Below are 21475 nucleotides of genomic sequence, written 5' to 3' on the forward strand. Positions count from 1 at the left end.
GGCCGCGTGAAGGACACAAAGGTGCCAAAGGCCGAGTCTAACGGGGCGGAGGTGTACGAAGAGCCCGTGGGCCGCTCCGGCTCTCGTCAGGCGAGGTAGGCCGGGGCCGCCACGGGCAGCGTAAATCGGAACTCGGCGCCGCCGACGGGGGCGCGGCCGACCGTGATGGTGCCGCCGTGGGCCTCGACGATGCCCTTGACGATGTACAGCCCGAGGCCCGTGCCGCCGCGCTTGCTGCCCCGCCAGAAGCGGGTGAAGACGCGGTTCATGGACTCCTCCGGGATGCCGGGACCTTCGTCGCTCACGGTGAGCGACGTGCCGGTCTCCTCGCCGTCGCGCGGGGACGCGCAGGGCGTGACGTCAATGGTGACGGTTCCCTCGCCGTGCCGCACGGCATTTTCGATGAGGTTGCTCAGCACCTGGTCGATCTTGTCGGGGTCGGCCCACAGGGCGGGCAGCGGCTGCTCGATGCGCAGCAGGAACCGGTCGGCGGGCTGGCCGGCCGCGACGTAGGCCTGGATGTGCCGGGAGACGGCGGCCCCGATGTCGACGGGCTGCCGGCGCACCTCCAGCCGTCCGCTGTCGATCCGCGAGATGTCGAGCAGCTCGGCGATGAGCCGGGTGACCCGGTCGGCGTCGGCGTCGACGGTCTCCAGCATCAGCCGCTTCTGGTCGTCGGTGAAGCGCTCCCACTTGGCGAGCAGGGTCGCCGTGAAGCCCTTGACGGAGGTCAGCGGGGAGCGCAGCTCGTGGGCGACCGTCGCGATCAGCTCGGCGTGGCTGCGTTCGGTGCGCCGGCGGGCCTCGGTGTCGCGCAGGGAGACGAGGACGCGCTGGACGGGTCCGAGGGGCTCGGCGCGGATGTAGCGGGCGGAGACCAGCACCTCGCGCCCGCCGGGCAGCAGCAGGTTCCGCTCCGGCTGCCGCACCCGGATGGCCAGCCCGCCGTAGGGGTCGGTGAGCTGCCACCACCGGCGCCCCTCCAGGTCCTCCAACGGCAGCGCCTTCTCCAGGGGCCGGCCGAGGGCGTCGGCGGCGCGCACGGCGGTGATCCGGCCGGCGGCGGCGTTGAAGCAGACGACACGCCCGTGCTCGTCGGCGATGACGAGGCCGTCGGGCAGCTGATCGGGGTCGAGGCCCGTGTGATCGCCGCACGGGGACAGGGCCGCGTCCCGCGCGTCCCGTCCCTCCGGTCCCCCCGGCGCGGTACTCGTGCCGGCCACACTCATCCCCGTACCCCACCTCTCAGACGGCGCAGGGCCCCCGAGCTGGTCACCCTACTAGCTCTCGGTGACGGAGCGGCACCCTCCGGAGGCGCGCTGTGCACGGGCCGACGCGTAGAGACATACGGCGGCGGCCGTGGCGAGGTTCAGGCTCTCGGCCTTTCCGTGGAGGGGGACGCGGACGACGGCGTCGGCGAGGGCGCGGGTCTCCTCCGGCAGGCCCCAGGCCTCGTTCCCGAACACCCAGGCGGTGGGGCCGCCCATGGTGCCCTTGTCCAGCTCCTCGTCGAGGTCCCGGTCCCCGGCGCCGTCGGCGGCGAGGATGCGCACCCCGGCCTCCTGGAGGCCCCGTACGGCCCGCTCGACGGGGACGCCGACGGCGACGGGCAGATGGAAGTGGGAGCCGACGGAGGCGCGTACGGCCTTGGGGTTGTACAGATCGACGGAGGCGTCGGTGAGGATCACGGCGTCGGCGCCGGCGGCGTCGGCGCACCGCAGCACGGTCCCGGCGTTCCCGGGGTCCCGCACGTGGGCGAGCACGGCGACGAGCTTCGGCCGGGCGGCCAGCACGTCCTCGAAGGGGGTGTCCAGGAACCGGCAGACCCCGACCAGCCCCTGCGGGGTCACGGTGGTGGAGATGTCGGCGATGACGTCCTCGGACGCGAGGTGCACCCGGGCGCCCGCGCCGCGCGCCTCCCCGATGATGTCGGCGTACCGCTCGGCGGCCTCGACGGTGGCGAACAGCTCGACGAGCGTGGCGGTGCCGTCGACCCGATGCGCGGCGGCTTCCCTGACGGCCTGCGGTCCCTCCGCGAGGAACAGCCGGTCCTTGCCCCGGAAGTTCCGCTTGGCGAGCCGCCGAGCGGCGGAGACACGTGCGGAGCGGGGGGAGATCAGCTCGGGGGCGGGCGTCATCCTCTTCTTCACCTTCGAGAACGTCTTCTGTTTGTGGCGCCGAGGGCTGCAGCGTCCCGTAAGGGGCGCGGGGAAGTGCGCGAACAACCCCCACCGGGCCGCAGCCGAAAGACGAACGAGGGGGCCCAACAGCAGGACCCGCAAGCCGTACAGCCTGCGGGTCCCTCAGTGAACGTCGGCGAGCCGGCGCGGCGTCAGGCGGCCTTGGGCGCGTTGACGTCCGACGGCAGCGCCTTCTGCGCGACCTCGACGAGCGCCGCGAAGGCGTTCGCGTCGTTCACGGCCAGCTCGGCCAGGATCTTGCGGTCGACCTCGACGTTCGCGGCCTTCAGACCCTGGATGAAGCGGTTGTAGGTGATGCCGTTGGCGCGGGCAGCGGCGTTGATGCGCTGGATCCACAGCTGACGGAAGTCGCCCTTGCGCTTCTTGCGGTCGTTGTAGTTGTAGACCAGCGAGTGGGTGACCTGCTCCTTGGCCTTGCGGTACAGGCGCGAACGCTGACCGCGGTAGCCGGAGGCCTGCTCGAGGATCGCCCGGCGCTTCTTGTGGGCGTTGACTGCCCGCTTGACGCGTGCCACTTGTTAACTCCTTGTAGCGGGGTCGTGGGGGTACTCACACGACCCGGAAACGACTGGGTCCCGGTCCTGACGTACGGCGCTCAGTGGTGGCGAGCGCCGGTCGCGTCACTTGCCGAGAAGCTTCTTGATCTTCGCGGCGTCGCCCGGGGCCATCTCGGCGTTGCCGGTGAGGCGACGCGTGACGCGGGACGACTTGTGCTCGAGCAGGTGGCGCTTGCCGGCGCGCTCGCGGAGCACCTTGCCGGAGCCGGTGATCTTGAAGCGCTTGCTGGCACCGCTGTGCGACTTGTTCTTCGGCATAGCGCCGTTATCTCCTCGTCGGTGGCGCTCCGGTGCCCGGTCGCGAAAACCGGGCACGGTGGAGCGTCGCTCTCTTTATCGGTTACATCCTCGGGGACGCGCGGTGACGCGCATCCCCCGGGGATCACGCCTCGGCGGGCTCCTCGGCGGACGCCTCGGCCTCGGCGGGGTTCTGCGAACGACCGGGGTGGGCCTTCGCCTCCGCCTTGCGGGCTTCCTGCGCCTGGCGAGCCTCGGCCATGGCCTCGGTCTTCTTCTTGTGCGGACCGAGGACCATGATCATGTTGCGGCCGTCCTGCTTCGGGTTCGACTCGACGAAACCGAGGTCCTGGACGTCCTCCGCGAGCCGCTGCAACAGTCGGTAGCCCAGCTCGGGCCGGGACTGCTCGCGACCACGGAACATGATCGTGATCTTGACCTTGTCGCCCTGCTTGAGGAACCGGACGACGTGACCCTTCTTGGTGTCATAGTCGTGCGGGTCGATCTTCGGCCGGAGCTTCATCTCCTTGATGACCGTGTGCGCCTGGTTCTTGCGCGCCTCACGGGCCTTCATGGCCGACTCGTACTTGAACTTCCCGTAGTCCATGAGCTTGCACACGGGCGGACGGGCGTTCGCCGCGACCTCGACCAGGTCCAGGTCGTACTCCTGCGCAAGCTCCAGTGCCTTAGCGAGCGGGACGATGCCCACCTGCTCGCCACTGGGACCGACAAGTCGCACCTCGGGAACGCGAATCCGGTCGTTGATGCGGGGCTCGGCGCTGATGGATCCTCCTCGGTAGCACCACACGGTTGTCTGGCGGACAGCCGCGTATGTCTCTTTTCGTAAGACCTAACCGCGCCGAAGCACAAAAAATGCCCCGGACGATCACAGGCGGGGCTCCACACACAACCGGAGCACCGCCGCGATGCCGCGGGGCGCGCTTCGGACGACTCCATCGTCCGTACGGAACGATGGGGGCCGTCTGACCGGATGACCCGCCGTCCCGGAGGACGGTCAGGTGGGAGAGCGGAGCCTCCACTTGTGGGCTGGGCACCCCGTTGTTCGCAGGGCGGGTCCAGCCGGTCGTTACACAAGGTTAGCAGCCCCGCCGGTGAAGGGCTAATCGGAGGGGTGACGGGCTCGTCGAAGGGTGCGCGGGCGCACCGCTTATCGTGTGGGCATGAGTGAGACCCCTCCTGAGAACCCCGACTTCGACGCGATGACCCGGGACATCGCCGAGGTCCCCGCCGTCGAGGTGATCGTGACGGTCGCCGTCAACCTGATGAGCGCCGCCGCCGTGAAGCTCGGGCTGAGCGAGGAGGGCGAGAAGTACAAGGACCTGGACGAGGCCCGCAAGCTGATCACCGGTCTCGCCGGTCTGCTGGACGCGAGCGCGACCGAGATCAGCTCCTTCCACGCGGCCCCGCTGCGCGACGGTCTGAAGTCGCTCCAGCTGGCGTTCCGCGAGGCGTCGGTCGTCCCCGACGAGCCTGGCCAGGGACCGGGCGAGAAGTACACGGGCCCGGTCTACGGCTGACCTACTCCTTCACGTACAGGGGCTCGCCCGGAGGCGTGGTCCCGGCCGGCAGCAGTGCCAGGTCGAGGCCGCGCACCAGGCGGGCCCTCAGTGTGTCGTCGGCGGCGAGGCGCTCGGCGACCGCACGGGCGGCCTCGGCCGGCACCGCGCCGGGGTCGAGGACGAGGGCGAGGGTGCCGTCGGCCCGGCCGGGCCCGAGATGGGCGCGCAGCACGGCGGGCTCGGCCGCCACGGCCGTGCGCACGGCGTGCCGCACGGCCGGGTCGGCCAGCGGGTCGGTGGTCGTACGGCCCTCGGCGAGGGCGAGCAGCGTGGGACCGGTCAGCTCGAACGGCACCGGTCCGGCGAGGTCCAGCACGACGGTGTCGGCCTTCTCGTGCGCGGCGGCCTGCAGCGCCTGGTGCAGGGGGACGGCGACCGGGCGGGCCTCGGGGTCCCAGCGGGCCAGGGACTCGGTGGAGGTGAAGGCGGGCAGCGCGGTGCGGCCGCCGGCCCTCAGGGTGGGGACGGCCATGTCACTGGTCTTCTCGCGGCGCAGGCCCCTCTCGTCCTCCTCGACCTCGCCCAGCACGGCCACGACCGGTACGAGCAGGCGGGCGCCCTTCAGCGCCACCAGCACGGGCCCGAGGGCGCCGCGGTCCTCGGCCCAGGCGGCGAGCGCGGCGCTCAGCCGGGGGTCGGCGGAGCCGTCGTCGTCGGAGAAGCCGGGGTCGGGAATGTTCTTGTTCGCCACGGTCACCGACCCTATCGGGGGGATGCCGCCGGGCCGGTGCCGGGCCGCCGGCCCCCGCGCTTTCGCCCCCTCACGGGAATCCGAGGCTGCGCTGACGCCCGTCTCACCTCCGTCCCACCGGGCGCACAGGCCACCGCGACCTCGCGGCCAGGGAGTCCCTGAGCCCGCCGTCGCCCGCGCCCGTCCCGGCGCCGACCGCTGCCGTACGCCGGGCTCGCCGTGGTCGCCGCCGTCGCCGGCACGGTCTGTGTGAAGGCGCGGGCGCACCCGGGACCGCGGCCGTATCGTCGTCGGCGGCGCCTTCGGCCTCCTCCTGGGCCGGGGCGGGCGAGGAGGCACTCGGTGACGAAGGCGGCGGTGGACCGGGACGCGCGGCTGCGCGAGGCGATGGCGGCGGTGAGCGTGCCGTCGGGCGCCGAGGTGTCGGTGGCCGTGCTGGCGGTGGACGCCGGCGAGAGCGCCCGGTACGGCGCGGCGGCCTTCGACACGGCGAGCATCGTCAAGGTCGACATCCTGGCCGCGCTGCTGCTCCAGGCGCAGGACGCGGGCCGGCCGCTGACGGGGGCGGAGCGGGCGTACGCCACGAAGATGATCGAGAACAGCGACAACGCGTCCGCGACCGAGCTGTGGCACTCGATCGGGCGGGCGGACGGGCTGGACGCGGCCAACAGGCGCTTCGGGCTGACGGCGACCTCGGGCGGGGACGGTGGGCTGTGGGGGCTGACCCAGACCACGGCGGCCGATCAACTCGCGCTGCTGCGGCAGGTGTTCGGGGACGGCGACGCCGTGCTCGACGCGGCTTCCCGGGGTTGCGTCCAGGACCTGATGGCGTCGGTGGAGGCCGACCAGCGGTGGGGCGTGTCGGCCGCCGGCGACGCCGGCTCCTGTGCGCTGAAGAACGGCTGGCTGCCCCGCGGCACCGCGCAGCTGTGGGACGTGAACAGCATCGGGCGGGTGACGGTGGACGGCTCGGGCTACCTGCTGGCGGTGCTGTCGAAGGGCACCGGGAGCCGGGCGGAGGGCATCGCACTGGTGGAGGCGGCGGCGCGGGCGGCGGTGTCGGCGGCCACGGGCAAGTGAACGGTGCGAACCGGAGATCGCGCCGGTCGCCGTCGCCAAGTGGCCTAGACTCCAGAGGACTTGACGATGAGCAGGCCGGACGACGGCGTCCTTTTCACCTCTTCGGTGTGCGCCTCGGGATCCGGCCGCGGAAGGAGCCCGGTGCTGCCCGTACGCCCGACTCGCCGATCCCTCCTGGCCGGTGGCCTCGCGGTCGCCGCGGCGGCCGCCGTCCCCCTGTCGGTGCCCGCCTCCGCCGAGGCCGCCGGTCTCGTCCCGGTCCGGCTGGCCGGGCCGACCGGCCCAGCGCCGGTGGGCGCGGTGGAGCTGCACCTGGTCGACCCCTCGCGCACCGACCCCTGGTCGGGGCGGCCGCGCGAGGTGATGGTGACCGTGGCGTACCCGGCCGGCGACGTCCGTGACCGCCCGGTGCTGCCCTGGCTGCCGACGGGGGCCGCGCGGGCGCTGAAGGCGCGGTACGGGGGTGCGCTGGACGGTTACGCGCTTCCCGAGACGCACAGCACGGACCGCGCCCCGGCCCGGCCGGGGCGGCGGCCGGTGCTCCTCTACTCGTCGGGCGCCGGCGAGGACCGTACGTTCAACACCCTGGTCGTCGAGGAGCTGGCCTCCTGGGGCTATGTCGTGGTCACCGTCGACCATCCCTACGACTCGGGTGAGGTGGAGTTCCCCGACGGCCGCGTGGTGCTCACCCGCGACGACGGAACCGATGACGCCACCGCGGCGGTCGCGGTGCGCGCCGCCGACCTGAGGTTCGTCCTCGACGCGCTGACCGTCCTCCACCGGGGCGGCAACCCCGACGTCGAACGGCGTCCGCTCCCCCGCGAGCTGCGCGGGACGCTGGATCTCGGGCGGGTCGGGGCCTTCGGGCACTCCCGGGGCGGCGCCGCGTCGGCGGCCGTGATGGACCTGGACGAGCGGGTCCGGGCGGGCATCGACCTGGACGGCGCGCTGTACGGGCCGGTGGTCGGGCGCGGCCTCGACCGGCCGTTCCTGCTGATGGACACGGCGGTCCACGACGGACTGGAGAAGGACCCGACCTGGCCGTCGTTCTGGCGGAACCTGCGCGGCTGGCACCGCTGTCTGCGGCTCGCGGACGCCGAACACCTCTCCTTCACCGACACCGTGGCCATCGCCCCGCAACTGCCCGAGGCGGTGCGGCGACAGTTGCCGGTGGGGACGATCCCCGCCGACCGGGCCGTCGCCGGCGTGCGCGCCGCGGTACGGGCCTTCTTCGACCTGCAGCTGCGCGGACGTCCGGACACCGGGCACCTGCTGCGGGGCTCCTCCCCGCGCTATCCGGAGATCCTGTACATCGCCGGATAGCGGGTCAGGCGGGCTGTCTGCGGCCCCGCCACAGGACGACGCCCGCGACCAGCAGCACCCCTCCGGTGCCGCCGGCCAGCGGGCCCGCCCAGTCCGCGGTGGAGGAGGCGGCCTTGGGGGCGTCCGGGCCGGCGCCGAAGTACTCCTTGCCGTACGACGCCGCGCGCAGGCTCTGCGGCGTGAGCCGGTCGGCCGCCCTCAGCGCGGCCGCCGGGTCGATCATGCCGTAGCCGCGGGAGTCGTCCCGGCCGCCGGCCGGCGGGTCCTCGGCGGTCTCCTCCAGGAGCTTTCTGATCTGGGCGGGGCTCAGGCCGGGATGGGCGGCCTTGATCAGGGCCACCGCTCCCGAGACGAAGGCGGAGGCGGCCGAAGTGCCCCAGCCCTCGTAGTACTTGTGGTCGGGGTCGGCGAGGACCACGTCGACGCCGGGCGCGCTGACCGCCGCGTACCAGCGGCGGGTGGAGAAGGCGGCGCGGGTGCCGTAGCGGTCGACGGCGGTCGCGACGATGACCCCGGGGTAGGCGGCCGGGTAGGAGATGTGGTCGCCCTTCTCGCCGCCGTTGCCGGCCGAGGCGACGACGACCACGCCCTTCTTCAGGGCGTACTGCACGGCCTCGTCCTCGCTCCGCTCCGGGCGCGCGGTGTCCGAGTCGTCGCCGAGGGAGAGGTTGATGACGTCGGCGCCGTGGTCGGCGGCCCAGCGGATGCCGTCGGCGAGGGCGTTGCCGCGCATGGTGCGGGCCTCGGTCCGGGCGGGGTCGCCGTCCTCCAGGATCACCCGGACGGGCAGGACCTTCGCCTCGGGCGCGACGCCCATGACGCCCGCGGAGTTGCCCGGTCCGTGTCCGTGCCCGGCGACGATGCCGGCCATGGCGGTGCCGTGCCGGGCCCACGTGCGCTCGCCCTGCCGGGCGCCGAAGCCGATCATGTCCTGGCCGGGCAGGACGTTGCCGGCGAGGTCGGGATTGCCGGCCTCGACGCCGGTGTCCAGGACGGCGACGGTCACGCCCCGGCCCTTGGTGGTCTGCCAGGCCTCGTCCAGGTGCAGGGCGTCGAGGCCCCACTGCTGGGCGCGGATGCCGTCGGCGCGGGCCGCGCCGGCCGGCAGCAGGGCGACGGCGGCGGCGAGCAGCAGGCTCGCCGCCGCTCCGGCGGATCGCTTCATGAAGGTTTCTCCGTGGCCGTGCCGACGTGCCGGCGCAGGCCCCGTTCGATGCGGTCCTCCAGGCCCTGGGCCTCGTTGCCGAGACCTGCCTGGGCGGGTGCGGTGGTGGCGCTCGGGCTGACGGCGTCGGCGGCGGGCTGGGGCGCGTCGACGGTGCGGCCGTCGGCCCAGCCGGAGACGGCGTAGGCGACGACGGGGGCGTCGGTGAGTACGGAGACGCTCCAGGAGGCGCGCTGTCCGTCGCCGAAGCCGGCCGCGGGGGTGCCGGCGGCGGCGTACGGCCGGGGCATCAGATCGGTGCGCCGGCCCAGGTGTTCGGTGCGGTAGCGGGCGGCGAGCGCGGACATCGCGGCCGGGTCGGCGTCGGTGAACAGCAGTCCGACGGTGGTGACATAGCTCTGGGTAGCGTCGGTGTAGGTGGCGCGCAGCAGCCGCCGGCAGCCGAGCGGGGCGAGGAGCTTGAGGAGCAGCGGGTCGAAGGCGTGGGCGCAGCCGCTGTCCGGGGCCACGGCGATCCTGGTCCAGGTGCGGTCGGCGCCGCCGGGTCCGGCGCCGTTGCCCTGGACGGTGGGCGGGAACAGCTGGTCGACAGGCACGCTGTGCCAGAGCGCGGCGGCGGTGGTGAAATGGTCGGCGCCGGTGTCGTTCCCGCCGTCGCCGGTGAGCCAACTCCCGGTCACGGCGCCGCCGATGAGGCCGAGGCCGAGCACGAGACAGGCGGCAGCGGCGGCGGTGCGGGGGCCCAGCCGGTGCCGCGCCGGCTCGCTGAAGGCCTCGGGCCGCCCGAACGACACGACGGGCCGCGCGGCCGCGCCGGCGCTCCAGGACAGTGCCGGGTCGGGCCCGGCGGCGGACGGGGGCGGCCCGGCGGGATGCGCGGGCACCAGGGGGCTCCAGGCGGTGGCGGTGGCCGCTGCGGTGGGTCGGGCGGGTCCGCCGTTCCCGGTACGGCGCTCAGCGGCCGGTGCGGCGGGCGAGGGAGCGTGTGCGGGCGCGGGTGTGTGTGCGGGGGCCGGACGTGAGCCGGCCGGCGCGGAGCCGAGGCGCTGGGGCTCACGGGATCCGGGGACCGGGCGGAGCCGGGCCGTCTTCGCCGCCGCGGGCTCCGGCGTCGCCGGTTCGGACGCGGGTACGGGACGGAGCCGCGCGGTGGTCTCCGAGGGGCCCTCGGCGGGGGCTCCCGGCCGGCGGGGCCCCGGGCCGGGCCGGTGCGCGGAGCGCGCGGCAGGGCCGGTGGAACCGGTCGGGCCCGCAGAACCCGAGCCGTCCCGCCGCCCCTGGCGCCAGGCACGCGGCGGCGCGTCGGGGAACCGGGCGGAGGCCGGCGGCGGAGGCGGACTCACCGGATCGGCACCCTCCGGCACCACGGGCTTCACCCCGGCCCCGCCCGCCCGGTCCGCACCCGCCCGGTCCCCGGCGGACGGCCGGCCGGCGGGTGGGGTGAACACGGAGGGCTCGTCGTCGTGTTCGTCCGCCGGCACGGCATCCCCCCGCCCCACGGCCCCGGCACCGCCCGGACGCCCCGGACCGGCGTCACCGCTTCGCCGGACGTGGGCGCGGCCGGCGGTGTCCGCCGGCCCCCCGACGCCGGCCGAGGTGCCGGTGCGAGCGGAGACGTCGGTGCCGGCGGAGGCGGAGGCACCGACGGAAGCGGAGTCGCCGGTAACGGCGGAGGTGCCAGGGCGAGCGGCGCTCTCGGAGCCACCGGTACCGGTGGGACGAAGGGTGCCGGCGGCGCTGCCGGTGCCGTCGGAGGAACCGGGACCGCCCGGCGCACCGGTGCCGTCGGAGCGACCGGTGCCGTCGGGTCGGCCCGCCGGAAGCCCGGCACGCGGCGGGACGGACGGGCGCGGCGGGTTCGGCGGGGCGGGGGGAGTGGACGGTCGGGGCGGGACGGGGGCGTGGCGCGCTTCCGTGCTCATGCACCCCCCGTTTCCTCGTGCCCGGGCCGTCGTCGCGTACGCGGGCCGTTCCACTCCTCGGCCGCGCCCGGTGCGCAAAGCTCCGTCCGGGCACGCATACCCGTACGGCCGGACCGGCATCCCGGTTCAGCCGAAGCGGCCGGGGGCGTTCCGCCGTACGTGCGCGTCACTCTACGGGTTGTCCGGGAGAGAGCGGGAACCAGTCCGGGCCCCCGGGGCATCTGCCCGGAACGTCCCCCTACCCTGCGGTAATCCTGTCTGGCAGGCTTCCGTCATGACTGCGCTCGCCGCCGCCCGGGCCCGGTACGACCGGGCCACCGCCCATCTCGACGCTCCTCACGCGATCGTGGATCTGGACGCCTTCGACGCCAACGCGGCGGACCTCGTCCGCCGGGCCGCGGGCAAGCCGGTCCGGGTCGCCAGCAAGTCCGTGCGCTGCCGGGCCCTGCTGGAGCGGGTCCTGGCCCAGGACGGCTTCCAGGGCATCATGTCGTTCACCCTGGCCGAATCGCTGTGGCTCGCGCGGTCCGGGTTCGACGACATCCTGCTCGCCTATCCGTCCGCCGACCGGGCCGGTTTCGCGGAACTGGCCGCCGATCCCAAGCTCGCCGGCGCGGTCACCGTGATGGTGGACGACCCCGCCCACCTCGACCTCATCGACGCCTCCCGCGACGGCGGCCGTGAAGTCGTCCGCGTGTGCCTGGAGTTGGACACCTCGCTGAAGCTGCTGGGGGGCCGGGTGCGGGTCGGGGCCCGGCGTTCCCCGCTGCACTCCCCCGCCCAACTCGCCGACATGGCCCGGTCGGTGGCCCGGCGGCCGGGGTTCCGGCTGGTGGGCGTCATGGCGTACGAGGGTCATGTCGCCGGGGTCGGGGACCGCGTGGCCGGGCGGCCCGTGCGGTCCCGGGCCGTCCGGCTGATGCAGGCGGCGGCCCGCCGGGAGCTGGCCGGGCGCCGCGCCGCGGTCGTGCGCGCGGTGCGGGCCGTCGCCCCCGGCCTGGAGTTCGTCAACGGGGGTGGCACGGGCAGTGTGCAGCACACCGCGGCCGAGGACGCCGTGACCGAGATAGCGGCCGGTTCGGGGCTGTACGTGCCGCGTCTCTTCGACAACTACACGTCGTTCACCGGGCGTCCGGCGGCTCTCTTCGCCCAGCCCGTCGTACGGCGGCCGGGTGTCGGGGTCGTCACCGTGCTCGGTGGCGGGTACCCGGCCTCCGGTGCCGCCGGCCGCGACCGGCTGCCGGTGCCCTACCTTCCGCAGGGGCTGGCGTACGACCCGCAGGAGGGCCCCGGCGAGGTGCAGACCCCGCTGCTCGGCTCGCCCGCCGACGACCTGCTGATCGGCGACAAGGTGTGGTTCCGGCACGCCAAGGCGGGCGAGCTGTGCGAGCGGTTCGCGGCGCTGCACCTGATCGAGGGGGACACGGTCACCGCGACCGTGCCCACCTACCGGGGCGAGGGGCAGACCTTCCTCTGACCGGTGCCCCTACAGCGGCGTGACGTACGCGCCCGCGATCCCGCCGTCCACCAGGAAGTCGGTGGCGTTGACGAAGGAGGAGTCGTCGCTGGCCAGGAAGGCGACGGCGGCGGCGATCTCCTCGGCCTCGGCGAACCGGCCGAGCGGGATGTGCACCAGGCGCCGGGCGGCCCGCTCCGGGTCCTTGGCGAACAGCTCCTGCAGCAGCGGGGTGTTGACCGGGCCGGGGCACAGCGCGTTGACCCGGATGCCCTCCCGTGCGAACTGCACGCCCAGCTCGCGGGACATGGCGAGCACGCCGCCCTTGGAGGCCGTGTACGAGATCTGCGAGGTCGCCGCCCCCATGCGCGCCACGAAGGACGCGGTGTTGATGATGGAGCCCCTGCCCTGGCGCCGCATGTAGGGGATCGCGGCCTTGCAGCACAGGTAGACGGAGGTGAGGTTGACCTCCTGGACTCGCTTCCAGGCCTCCAGGCCGGTCTCCAGGATGGAGTCGTCGTCGGGCGGCGAGATGCCGGCGTTGTTGAAGGCGACGTCGACGCTGCCGTAAGTGTCGTACGCCGTCCTGAACAGCGCCTCGACCTGCTCGGGGTCGGTGACGTCGGTCTTGACGAAGAGTCCGCCGACCTCGTCGGCGACGGCCTTGCCGCGGGCCTCGTCGACGTCCGCGCAGACGACGTGGGCGCCCTCGGAGGCCAGCCGGCGGGCGGTGGCGAGGCCGATGCCGCTGCCGGCTCCGGTGACGACGGCGGTACGGCCGACCAGGCGGCGGCAAACAGATTCTGCGGTCACTGTGCGGGGCCCTCCGTGCTGTGGACGACGTTGCTGAGGAAGACGTTCTTGGTCTCGGTGAAGGCGGTCAGGGCGTCGGGGCCGAGTTCGCGGCCGAGGCCGGACTGCTTGTAGCCGCCGAACGGGGTCCAGTAGCGGACGCTGGAGTGGGAGTTGACGGACAGGTTGCCCGCGCGGACGGCCTGGGACACGCGCAGGGCGCGGCCGAGGTCCCGGGTCCACAGGGAGCCGGACAGTCCGTAGGGGGTGTCGTTGGCGAGGCGGATCGCGTCGGCCTCGTCGGTAAAGGGCAGCAGGACGGCGACGGGTCCGAAGATCTCCTCGCGGGCGGCCCGGCTGTCGTGCCGCTCGCCGGTGAGGACGGTCGGCGGGAACCAGAAGCCGGGGCCGTCCGGGGCGCTGCCGCGCAGGGCGGGGGCGTCCTCGGGGACGTACGCCCGTACCCGCTCCAGCTGCTGGCGGGAGATCAGGGGACCCATCTGGGTCTTGTCGTCGGCGGGGTCGCCCACGACGACGGCGGCCAGCGCGTCCGCGAGGAGGTCCCGGGCCTCCTGGAGGACCGGCTCCTGGACCAGGATGCGGGTGCGGGCGCAGCAGTCCTGGCCGGAGTTGTCCAGGAAGGAGAAGGGGTCGAGGGCGGCCGTGAGGTCGGCGTCGGCGAAGACGATGTTGGGGCTCTTGCCGCCGAGTTCGAGGGTGACCGGCTTGACCAGCGCCGCGCAGCGCTCCATGACCTCGCGGCCGGTGCGGGTGGACCCGGTGAACACGATCTTGGCGACGTCGGGGTGGTCCACCAGGGCGCGTCCGGCGGTGTGGCCGTAACCGGGCAGCACCTGGAAGAGGTGCTCGGGCAGCCCTGCCTGCAGGGCGAGTTCGGCGAGCCGCAGGGCGGTGAGCGGGGTGGTCTCGGCCGGCTTGAGGACGACCGCGTTGCCGGCCGCGAGCGCCGGGAAGGAGCCCCAGGCGGCGATGGGCATCGGGAAGTTCCAGGGGGCGATGACGCCGACCACGCCCAGGGGTTCCTGGAAGGTGATGTTCCAGCCGCCGGGGACCGGGATCTGGCTGCCGAGCAGGCGTTCGGCGCCGCCCGCCGCGTACAGCAGCAGGTCGCGGGCGTTGCCGGCCTCCCAGCGGGCGCCCGCAACCGTGTGCCCGGCCTCGCGGACCTCCAACTGGGCGAGTTCCTCGACGTGGGCGTCGACCACGTCCGCGAAGCGCCGCAGCAGCCGGGCCCGGTCGGCGGGGGCGAGGGCGGCCCACCCGTGCTGGGCGCGCACGGCCCGTGCGACGGCGGCGGCCACGTCCTGCTCGCTCGCGGCGGGGACGGTGGCGAGGACGTCTTCCGTGGCGGGGTTGAGGACCTTCAGCTCATGCGGGTCGGACACGTGATGACCTTTCACAGGCGTTCGAAGGAGCGGCGCAGCTCCCAGTCGGTGACCGCGGCGTCGAAGGCCTCCAGCTCGACGCGCGCCATGTTGCGGTAGTGCGCGACGACCTCGTCGCCGAAGGCGGCCTTGGCCACGGGGCTGTTCTCCCACAGCTCGGCTGCTTCGCGCAGGGTGGTCGGTACGTGCTCGAAGCCCGCGGTGTAGGCGTTGCCGGGGCACGGCTCGGGCAGTTCCAGCTTCTGCTCGATGCCGTACAGGCCCGCGGCTACCAGCCCGGCGACGGCGAGGTAGGGGTTGACGTCGCCGCCGGGCAGCCGGTTCTCGAAGCGCAGGGAGCGGCCGTGGCCGACCACGCGCAGCGCGCAGGTGCGGTTGTCGTGGCCCCAGGCGACGGCGGTGGGGGCGAAGGAGCCGGGCTGGAACCGCTTGTAGGAGTTGATGTTCGGGGCGTAGAGCAGGGAGAAGTCGCGCAGGGCGGCGAGCTGTCCGGCGAGGAAGTGCCGCATGACGTCGGACATGCCGTCGCCGTCGGCCATCGCGTTGTTGCCGTCGGCGTCGGCGAGGGAGAGGTGGATGTGGCAGGAGTTGCCCTCGCGCTCGTTGTACTTGGCCATGAAGGTGAGCGAGACGCCCTCCTGGGCGGCGATCTCCTTGGCGCCGGTCTTGTACAGGGCGTGCTGGTCGCAGGTGACGAGGGCCTCGTCGTAGCGGAAGGCGATCTCGTGCTGGCCGGGGTTGCACTCGCCCTTGGCGGACTCGACGGTCAGGCCCGCGCCGGCCATGTCGTTGCGCAGTCGGCGCAGCAGGGGCTCGATGCGGCCGGTGCCGAGGATGGAGTAGTCGATGTTGTACTGGTTGGCCGGGGTGAGCCCGCGGTAGCCGGCGTCCCAGGCCGCCTCGTAGCTGTCCTTGAAGACGATGAACTCCAGCTCGGTGCCGACCTGCGCGGTGTAGCCGAGGGCGGCGAGCCGGTCCAGCTGGCGGCGCAGGATCTGGCGGGGGGCCGCGGCGACCGGGGAGCCGTCGTTCCAGGCGAGGTCGGCGACGAGCAGGGCGGTGCCGGGGTGCCAGGGGATGCGGCGCAGGGTGGCGGCGTCGGGGCGCATGGCGAAGTCGCCGTAGCCGCGCTCCCAGGAGGACATCGCGTAGCCGTCGACGGTGTTCATCTCGGTGTCGACGGCGAGGAGGTAGTTGCACCCCTCGGTGCCGTGGTGCAGGACCTCGTCCAGGAAGAACCGGGCGGCGAACCGCTTGCCCTGCAGCCGGCCTTGCATGTCGGGGAAGGCCAGGACGACAGTGTCGATCTCACCGCTCGCGACGAGGGCGTGCAGTTCCTCGACGCCGAGCGGGGGTGTGCGGTCTGCCACGGGAGAGCCTCCTTCGGCGCCTTCGCGCTTTTTTCGGCCGGGCCGGGAGCCATAAGGTATTGCTCAGAACCATTGCTTGGGAAGGGGGTACGGCCGGATGTCGTGGGACAGCGATGCGCAAGGGGTGGGCGACCGGCTCGCTCCGGTGCTGCGGCCGGTGCGGGCGGGCAACGGCTTCGAGGAGGCGCTGGAGCAGATCCTCCAGGTCGTACGGCTCGGTCTGGTGCCGGGCGGGGAGCGGCTGCCGGCCGAGCGGGAGCTGGCGGAGCGGCTCGGGATCAGCCGGGTGACGCTGCGCGAGGTGCTGAAGGTGCTCCACGACCAGGGGCTGGTGGAGGCTCGGCGCGGGCGGTACGGCGGGACGTTCGTGCTGCCGCGCGCGGACGCCGGCGGCGAGGACGAGCTGCGGCGGCGGATCGCCGAGACCGACATCGAGGACGTGCTGCGCTTCCGCGAGGTGCTGGAGGTGGGCGCGGCCGGGCTGTGCGCGGCGCACGGGCTGACGGACGAGCAGGCGGACCGGCTGCGCGAGGCACTGGCCCGCACGCACGACGCCCCGCTCGCGGACTACCGGCGCCTGGACACGCTGCTGCACCTGACGCTGGCCGAGCTGTGCGGCTCGCCCTCGCTGACCGCGCAGTACGCGGCGGTGCGGGCGACGGTCAACGATCTGCTCGACTGCATCCCGCTGCTGGTGCGCAACCTGGAGCACTCCCAGCGCCAGCACACCGCGCTGGTGGAGGCGGTGCTGGACGGGGACGCGGACGGCGCGCGGGAGATGATGCGGGAGCACTGCGCGGGCACGGCGGCGCTGCTGCGGGGCTTCCTGACGTAGCGGCGGTGCGGTAAAGGTGTGATGCGAGACCTTTGAACTTCCGGGGAGGGCGGCATGACGACCGTACGACCGCTGATCGGGATCAGCACGTATCTGGAGTCCGGCGCGCGCTGGGGCGTGTGGGAGCTGGAGGCGGTGCTGCTGGCGGCCGGCTATCCGCGGCTGGTGCAGCGGTCCGGCGGGCTGGCCTGCATGCTGCCACCGGACGCGCCCGAGCGCGCGGCGCAGGCGGTGGCGCGGGTTGACGGGCTGGTCATCGCGGGCGGCCCGGACGTGGACCCGGCCCGCTACGGCGCCGAGCGCTCGCCGCGCACCGGGCCGCCCGCGCCGGAGCGGGACGCCTGGGAGCTGGCCCTGATCGAGGCGGCGCTGGCGGCGCGCGTGCCCCTGCTGGGCGTGTGCCGGGGCATGCAGCTGCTGAACGTCGCCCTCGGCGGCACGCTCGTCCAGCACCTCGACGGGCACACCGAGGCGGTCGGCGTCTTCGGCAGCCATCCCGTCAAGCCGGTACCGGGCACGGCTTACGCCGGCATCGTCCCGGAGGAGACCGCCGTCCCCACCTACCACCACCAGGCCGTCGACCGGCTCGGCCGCGGCCTGGTCGCCTCGGCCTACGCGGCGGACGGCACGGTCGAGGCGCTGGAACTGCCGCCGGCCGAGGGCTGGGCGCTCGGGGTGCAGTGGCACCCGGAGATGGGCGAGGACCCCCGGTTGACGCGGGCGTTGGTCACGGCAGCCGCAGCCGCTTCCTGAGCCAGGCCAGCGCCGCGTCGCCCTGGGCCCGCTGGAACGGGCGCAGGGTGGGCAGTCCGGGCGGGGCCGGGGCCAGCGAACCGCGCAGGAAGAAGCCCGTGAGGGCGGCCAGCGCCGCGGTCACCGCGTCCGGGTCGGCGTCCCGGCCCAGGGGGTGCGTGGTGAACACCTCCTCCGGGTCCGGCCCGCCCTGCGCCCGTACGCACGGCAGCAGGACGAGCAGGTCGAACCAGGGCGCGGCGCGCATGGCGTGCGGCCAGTCCACGAAGACCACTGCCCCGTCGGCCGTGAGCAGGACGTTGTCCGCGCGCAGATCGGCGTGGACCAGGGTGTCCCCCGAGGCGCCCTCGGGCCAGCCGGTCTCCAGCGCGGCGAGGAGGGGCAGGTGGCCGGCGGTCCACGCGCCGAGCCGGTCGCGTACGTCACCGGCCTCGCCGTCGAGGAGCCCGCGCCAGCCGCGGAAGGACTCCGCCAGGTCCTCGGCGACGGGCGGGACGTCCAGGGGGCACGGGGTGCCGGTGCGGGCGAGCACGGTCACGGCGTCGAGCACCCGGCGCAGCTCCTCGCGCCGCCAGGGCACGTGCGGCTGACGCCCCGGTACCTCCTCGAAGACCAGCGCCACCCAGGTGCCGTCGTCGTACGTCCCCAGCAGCCGGGGCGCGGGTACGGCGGCGGGCAGCGCGGCGGCGTTGCGGGCCTCCCGGCGGTGCAGGCCGGGGCTGTGCGGATTGGCTGCGCCGCTCACCGCCTTGACGAACCCGGTGCCGCCCGCGGCGGTGCGCACGCGCGCGGCGACGCCGGGTGAGAAACCGCCGTTCTGCGTCACGGCGTGCACGACCGGCGCGCCGAGCGTCTCGCCGACGGCGTGCCGGACGGCGGCCGGGAGTTCCTCCCAGGGCGTACGGACTCCTGCGGCGGGCGGGGCGATGCTGGTCATGCGGATCATGGTGCCGGGGCGGGCTGCGCCGGGCCACGGCTTTTCCGCGCACGGGTGCTGCTGGGTGGTCCGGCGGCGCCGCCGAACTCGGAACCATCCGCCGGGTGACGCGGGGCGTGCCTCGACTTCGTTCGCGTAGGGCGCTGCCCCGTCGCGGCGCAGCCGCACAGCGATACCGCCGTCGGGTTCGGGGCCGTCTGCCGGGTGACGCGGGGCGTGCAGGGGCTGAGGGCGGTGCCCCCGTCGCGGCGCAGCCGCACAGCGATACAGCGCGGCGCACTCACCGAGTCACGGCTACCGCGCGCTCGGCACACCCGGTCGGTGCCGGGACGCGGCACCGTCGGGCTACGGGGCCATCCGCCGGGTGACGCGGGGCGTGCCTCGACTTCGTTCGCGTAGGGCGCTGCCCTGTCGCGGCGCAGCCGCACAGCGGGGTGAGGGCGGTACCCCCGTCGCGGGGCAACCGCACAGCGGTACGCCCCACGCACTCACCGAGTCACGGCTACCGCGCGCTCGGCACGCGCCGCCGTTGCGGACAGGTGCCGCCGCATGCCGAAGACAGCGCGTCAGCCCCGCGTCAGCGACAGCAACTCCCGTGCCGGGCCCGTCGGTCGATGGCCCGTGGGCCAGACCGCGCGCAGGTCGCGGCCGAGCGAGACGCCGTCCACCGGGATGCTGACCAGCCGGCGCATCGCCAGCTCCTCGCCGACCGCCAGCTCGCTGAGGACGGAGGGGCCCGCTCCGCTGACCGCCGATGCCTTGACGGCCGTGGTGGAGGACAGCTCGATCAGCGGGCGGGCCAGGCCGCCGAGTGCCGCGTCCAGGACCTGCCGGGTGCCCGAGCCGCGCTCGCGCAGGATCAGCGGGGTCTCGGCCAGCTCCCGGGCGGTGAGCGGGCGCCGGCGGCGGGTCCAGGGGTGGCCGGGAGCCGTGACGACGATCAGGCAGTCACGGCCGATGACGGCGGAGTCCAGCCCCGTCGGCACCGTCAGGCCCTCCACGAAGCCGAGGTCCGCCTCCCCGGTCTGCAGCAGTTCGGCGACCTTCGCCGAGTTGCCGGCCAGCAGGGACACCGCCGTGTCGGGGCGCTCGGCGTGCAGCGCGAGCAGCCAGCCGGGCAGCAGGTACTCGGCGATGGTCATGCTCGCCGCGACCCGCAGGCGTGAGTCCCGCCGGTCCCGCAGCGCCCGCGCACCCGCGTCGAAGGCGGCCGCCGCCTCCACCACCCGGCGGGCCCAGTCCGTCACCAGGGCGCCGGCGTCGGTGAGCCGGGAACCGCGCGGGGAGCGGTCGACGAGGGCCACGCCCAACTGCCGTTCCATGGAGCGGATCCGGCTGCTGGCGGCGGGCTGGGTGATGCCGACCTCGCGTGCCGCCGCCCCGAGACTGCCGAGCCGGGCCACGGCCAGCAGCAGTTCCAGCGCGGCCAGGTCCGGCACCCGGTGCGCCAGCGGTCCCGTGCGCTCGTGCGGCCTCTCCACCTCGCTCATAAGACCAGCTTATGCCCTGTGAGATCCGTACCCCCTGGTCAGAGGCGCGGTATTCCGGGTGCTGGGCCCGCTCGGGCAGTGCACCAGCGTAAGGAACGGCTCGGACGCGGACCGCTCGGCGAAGAGCTGCTCGCAGCGCCTCGCCCGGCACCCGCGGCGAAGGCCTCCGGGCCGTCGTCGGCGGTGAAGCGGTAGGGCTCGTCGGCGGCACCCCCGTCGGGGTGGCGGGCGTGGATCTGGTCCATGCCGAGGCCAGCCAGGACGTCGCCCGCGAAGGCGTCCCGGCCGAGGACGGTCCAGGGCGGCGCCAGACCTGTACCACCGCCGTCACACGCTCCGCCGGCCCCGGGAGCGCGTCCCAGGCGGCCTCCGCGGCCCCGAGTCGGCGCGGGCGGCGGGGTGCGCCGCACGCGGTGAGCACCCGGGCCGGCTCGCCGAAGGCCTGCGGCACCCCGCGCACCTCGGTGACCAGCACGTCGATCCCCGCCGCGCGCATGGCGTCCAGGTCGGGAGCGAGCGCGACGATCCGGTCGACCCGGGGTTCTTCGTACCGCCGATCCGGGTGACGTCCAGGTCGGCCGGACGGGCGCACCAGGCGGTGGCGCCGGGGAGGGGGGCGGCGACCGCTTCGGTGAGGGACGGGACGAGGGAGACGACCCTCGTCAACGGGACCGGTCCTGCACGGCCTCGATGTGCTCCGCCACCGCCACCACGACCACCCGGGTGTCGGGCACCGTCGCCCGCCACCGGTGCCGCACCCCGCCGGTCAGGTACAGGGTGTCGCCCCGGCCGAGGCGGTACGCGCGCCCCTCGGCCTCGATCTCCACCGCGCCGTCGGCGACGTACATCAGCTCGTCGTTGCGGTGCTGGAACTCGCGGCCCGCCTCGTGGTCGCCGGTGAACTCCGAGGCGTGCAGCTGGTGATGGCCGCGGACCAGGGCGCGGGTGCGCGGCGCGAAGTCGCCCGCGGCGGTCGGCTCGGCGCGCACGACGTCCACGCTGGCGGCCGGGTCGGCGGCGGCGAGCAGTTCGACGGCCGTGGTGCGCAGGGCGTCGGCCAGCTTCTCCAGGGAGGTGCGGCTGGGGCGGGCCCGGTCGTTCTCGACCTGGCTGAGGAAGGGCACGGACAGGCCGCTGCGCTCGGCCACGGCCGCGAGGGTCAGCTCCAGGGCGCGGCGCCGTCGCCGCACGGCCGCGCCCACCCGCACGGGCTGTTGCTCTTTGTGGTCGCCCATCGCTCCGGCTCCCTCCCTCGCTCGTCGTGCCCCGGTGTGTTCTGATGACTTCTCTGCACCCTACGCATGTTCGGCAAACCGTTTCACGCGCCCGCCACATCCCTGTCATGTCCCCGCACCCCACCCTCACGGTTCGCGCCAGTGTGCCGGGGCCGGGGGGCCGCCTGGAGGGGTGCCCCGACCGGGGGCGAACACGCCGGCCAGCTGGGCCGGGAGCCCGCGGCCGGGCCGAGGGGGTTGACGTTCGGTGATTGGCCGGATCCGTCCGGTAGGCGACGGTCCACCCGGATACACACTCCGCACGCGGCCGGTGGAGCCGGAACGCCGGAAGGGGCGGGGGGGGGGCGGCCGCCCCCCCCCCCGCCCCCGGGCCCCCCCCCCCCCGGGGGGGCGGGGGGGGGGCCGCCGCCCCCCCCCCCCCCGGGGGGGGGGGGGGGGGGGCCGG

Annotated in this window: 20 protein-coding genes and 1 pseudogene; 6 read left to right on the top strand and 15 right to left on the bottom strand. The window is 74.5% G+C overall.

The annotated features are described in order from the left end of the window. Window positions 1–86: 86 nt before the first annotated feature. The 5 genes from ACZ60X_RS24540 to infC all read right to left on the bottom strand — a co-directional run bounded on the left by ACZ60X_RS24540 (window position 87) and on the right by infC (window position 3803). Window positions 87–1229 carry a sensor histidine kinase gene (locus tag ACZ60X_RS24540; protein ID WP_469602221.1) on the bottom strand — a complete coding sequence of 381 codons (1143 nt, stop codon included), beginning with the start codon at window positions 1227–1229 and terminating at the stop codon, window positions 87–89. A gap of 51 nt (window positions 1230–1280) precedes the next feature. Next, window positions 1281–2138: a TrmH family RNA methyltransferase gene (locus tag ACZ60X_RS24545; protein WP_469602224.1), complete on the bottom strand. Its 858-nt coding sequence runs from the start codon at window positions 2136–2138 to the stop codon at window positions 1281–1283. 194 nt (window positions 2139–2332) lie between these two features. After that, the gene (gene rplT / locus ACZ60X_RS24550; RefSeq protein ID WP_006141703.1) at window positions 2333–2716 is read right to left on the bottom strand and encodes a 50S ribosomal protein L20; all 384 of its coding nucleotides are present in this window, start codon (window positions 2714–2716) and stop codon (window positions 2333–2335) included. 105 nt (window positions 2717–2821) lie between these two features. Then, complete coding sequence (rpmI, locus tag ACZ60X_RS24555) at window positions 2822–3016, bottom strand: 50S ribosomal protein L35 (protein ID WP_003977225.1); 195 nt, start codon at window positions 3014–3016, stop codon at window positions 2822–2824. A gap of 124 nt (window positions 3017–3140) precedes the next feature. Further along, a complete protein-coding gene (gene infC / locus ACZ60X_RS24560) occupies window positions 3141–3803 on the bottom strand; it encodes a translation initiation factor IF-3 (RefSeq protein ID WP_225098250.1) in 663 nt (220 codons plus the stop codon). A 373-nt stretch (window positions 3804–4176) separates the two neighbouring features. On the opposite strand from infC, the gene ACZ60X_RS24565 reads away from it, so the two are divergent. Continuing rightward, the gene (locus tag ACZ60X_RS24565) at window positions 4177–4533 is read left to right on the top strand and encodes a DUF1844 domain-containing protein (RefSeq protein ID WP_071377581.1); all 357 of its coding nucleotides are present in this window, start codon (window positions 4177–4179) and stop codon (window positions 4531–4533) included. Window position 4534: 1 nt separating this feature from the next. Here the strand turns inward: ACZ60X_RS24565 and ACZ60X_RS24570 are convergent, their stop codons facing one another. Next, a complete protein-coding gene (locus ACZ60X_RS24570) occupies window positions 4535–5266 on the bottom strand; it encodes an SseB family protein (RefSeq protein WP_469602229.1) in 732 nt (243 codons plus the stop codon). Between the two features lie 342 nt (window positions 5267–5608). Here ACZ60X_RS24570 and ACZ60X_RS24575 point away from each other — a divergent pair, with 342 nt between their 5' ends. Together ACZ60X_RS24575 and ACZ60X_RS24580 are read left to right on the top strand one after the other, a co-directional pair. After that, entirely contained in the window at window positions 5609–6346 is a 738-nt protein-coding gene (locus tag ACZ60X_RS24575) for a serine hydrolase (protein ID WP_469602232.1), read from the top strand. 141 nt (window positions 6347–6487) lie between these two features. Further along, entirely contained in the window at window positions 6488–7669 is a 1182-nt protein-coding gene (locus ACZ60X_RS24580) for an alpha/beta hydrolase family protein (protein WP_469602235.1), read from the top strand. A gap of 4 nt (window positions 7670–7673) precedes the next feature. On the opposite strand, the gene mycP is transcribed toward ACZ60X_RS24580, so the two are convergent. Then, window positions 7674–8834 (bottom strand): type VII secretion-associated serine protease mycosin, encoded by a 1161-nt coding sequence (gene mycP / locus ACZ60X_RS24585; RefSeq protein ID WP_469602238.1) that lies wholly within the window; start codon window positions 8832–8834, stop codon window positions 7674–7676. Continuing rightward, a complete protein-coding gene (locus ACZ60X_RS24590; protein WP_469602241.1) occupies window positions 8831–9718 on the bottom strand; it encodes a hypothetical protein in 888 nt (295 codons plus the stop codon). The genes mycP and ACZ60X_RS24590 overlap by 4 nt, the downstream gene beginning before the upstream one ends. A 1312-nt stretch (window positions 9719–11030) precedes the next feature. On the opposite strand from ACZ60X_RS24590, the gene ACZ60X_RS24595 reads away from it, so the two are divergent. Then, complete coding sequence (locus ACZ60X_RS24595; RefSeq protein ID WP_469602244.1) at window positions 11031–12233, top strand: amino acid deaminase/aldolase; 1203 nt, start codon at window positions 11031–11033, stop codon at window positions 12231–12233. Between the two features lie 9 nt (window positions 12234–12242). Here ACZ60X_RS24595 and ACZ60X_RS24600 read toward each other — a convergent pair whose 3' ends face one another. The 3 genes from ACZ60X_RS24600 to ACZ60X_RS24610 are packed head-to-tail and all read right to left on the bottom strand — an operon-like array spanning window position 12243 to window position 15780. Next, entirely contained in the window at window positions 12243–13025 is a 783-nt protein-coding gene (locus tag ACZ60X_RS24600; RefSeq protein WP_469602247.1) for a 3-oxoacyl-ACP reductase, read from the bottom strand. After that, window positions 13022–14410: an aldehyde dehydrogenase family protein gene (locus ACZ60X_RS24605; RefSeq protein WP_469602250.1), complete on the bottom strand. Its 1389-nt coding sequence runs from the start codon at window positions 14408–14410 to the stop codon at window positions 13022–13024. The genes ACZ60X_RS24600 and ACZ60X_RS24605 overlap by 4 nt, the downstream gene beginning before the upstream one ends. Window positions 14411–14421: 11 nt before the next feature. Further along, complete coding sequence (locus ACZ60X_RS24610) at window positions 14422–15780, bottom strand: glutamine synthetase family protein (protein ID WP_469602253.1); 1359 nt, start codon at window positions 15778–15780, stop codon at window positions 14422–14424. 97 nt (window positions 15781–15877) lie between these two features. Here ACZ60X_RS24610 and ACZ60X_RS24615 point away from each other — a divergent pair, with 97 nt between their 5' ends. Together ACZ60X_RS24615 and ACZ60X_RS24620 are read left to right on the top strand one after the other, a co-directional pair. Beyond that, window positions 15878–16615, top strand: coding sequence for a FadR/GntR family transcriptional regulator (locus ACZ60X_RS24615; protein WP_469602256.1), 738 nt, complete (start codon window positions 15878–15880; stop codon window positions 16613–16615). 54 nt (window positions 16616–16669) lie between these two features. Continuing rightward, entirely contained in the window at window positions 16670–17368 is a 699-nt protein-coding gene (locus ACZ60X_RS24620; protein ID WP_469602259.1) for a gamma-glutamyl-gamma-aminobutyrate hydrolase family protein, read from the top strand. Here ACZ60X_RS24620 and ACZ60X_RS24625 read toward each other — a convergent pair. From ACZ60X_RS24625 to ACZ60X_RS24640, 4 genes and pseudogenes are all read right to left on the bottom strand, one after another. Beyond that, a complete protein-coding gene (locus ACZ60X_RS24625) occupies window positions 17343–18305 on the bottom strand; it encodes a phosphotransferase (RefSeq protein ID WP_469602262.1) in 963 nt (320 codons plus the stop codon). The genes ACZ60X_RS24620 and ACZ60X_RS24625 overlap by 26 nt on opposite strands. Before the next feature lie 566 nt (window positions 18306–18871). Next, window positions 18872–19795 (bottom strand): LysR family transcriptional regulator, encoded by a 924-nt coding sequence (locus ACZ60X_RS24630; RefSeq protein WP_469602264.1) that lies wholly within the window; start codon window positions 19793–19795, stop codon window positions 18872–18874. A 38-nt stretch (window positions 19796–19833) separates the two neighbouring features. Next, window positions 19834–20461, bottom strand: a pseudogene (locus ACZ60X_RS24635) (helical backbone metal receptor). Next, entirely contained in the window at window positions 20458–21030 is a 573-nt protein-coding gene (locus tag ACZ60X_RS24640) for a helix-turn-helix domain-containing protein (protein ID WP_469602267.1), read from the bottom strand. The pseudogene ACZ60X_RS24635 and the gene ACZ60X_RS24640 overlap by 4 nt, the downstream one beginning before the upstream one ends. Window positions 21031–21475 lie beyond the last annotated feature (445 nt).

This window comes from Streptomyces sp. NPDC104106 (assembly GCF_055584345.1).

Coding starts and splice junctions, on each gene's coding strand:
- ACZ60X_RS24630 (WP_469602264.1), bottom strand. CDS start 19,795: ATGAGCGAGGTGGAGAGGCCGCACGAGCGCACGGGACCGCTGGCGCAC.
- mycP (WP_469602238.1), bottom strand. CDS start 8,834: ATGAAGCGATCCGCCGGAGCGGCGGCGAGCCTGCTGCTCGCCGCCGCC.
- ACZ60X_RS24545 (WP_469602224.1), bottom strand. CDS start 2,138: ATGACGCCCGCCCCCGAGCTGATCTCCCCCCGCTCCGCACGTGTCTCC.
- ACZ60X_RS24620 (WP_469602259.1), top strand. CDS start 16,670: ATGACGACCGTACGACCGCTGATCGGGATCAGCACGTATCTGGAGTCC.
- ACZ60X_RS24565 (WP_071377581.1), top strand. CDS start 4,177: ATGAGTGAGACCCCTCCTGAGAACCCCGACTTCGACGCGATGACCCGG.
- ACZ60X_RS24540 (WP_469602221.1), bottom strand. CDS start 1,229: ATGAGTGTGGCCGGCACGAGTACCGCGCCGGGGGGACCGGAGGGACGG.
- ACZ60X_RS24615 (WP_469602256.1), top strand. CDS start 15,878: ATGTCGTGGGACAGCGATGCGCAAGGGGTGGGCGACCGGCTCGCTCCG.
- ACZ60X_RS24595 (WP_469602244.1), top strand. CDS start 11,031: ATGACTGCGCTCGCCGCCGCCCGGGCCCGGTACGACCGGGCCACCGCC.
- ACZ60X_RS24640 (WP_469602267.1), bottom strand. CDS start 21,030: ATGGGCGACCACAAAGAGCAACAGCCCGTGCGGGTGGGCGCGGCCGTG.
- rpmI (WP_003977225.1), bottom strand. CDS start 3,016: ATGCCGAAGAACAAGTCGCACAGCGGTGCCAGCAAGCGCTTCAAGATC.
- ACZ60X_RS24625 (WP_469602262.1), bottom strand. CDS start 18,305: ATGACCAGCATCGCCCCGCCCGCCGCAGGAGTCCGTACGCCCTGGGAG.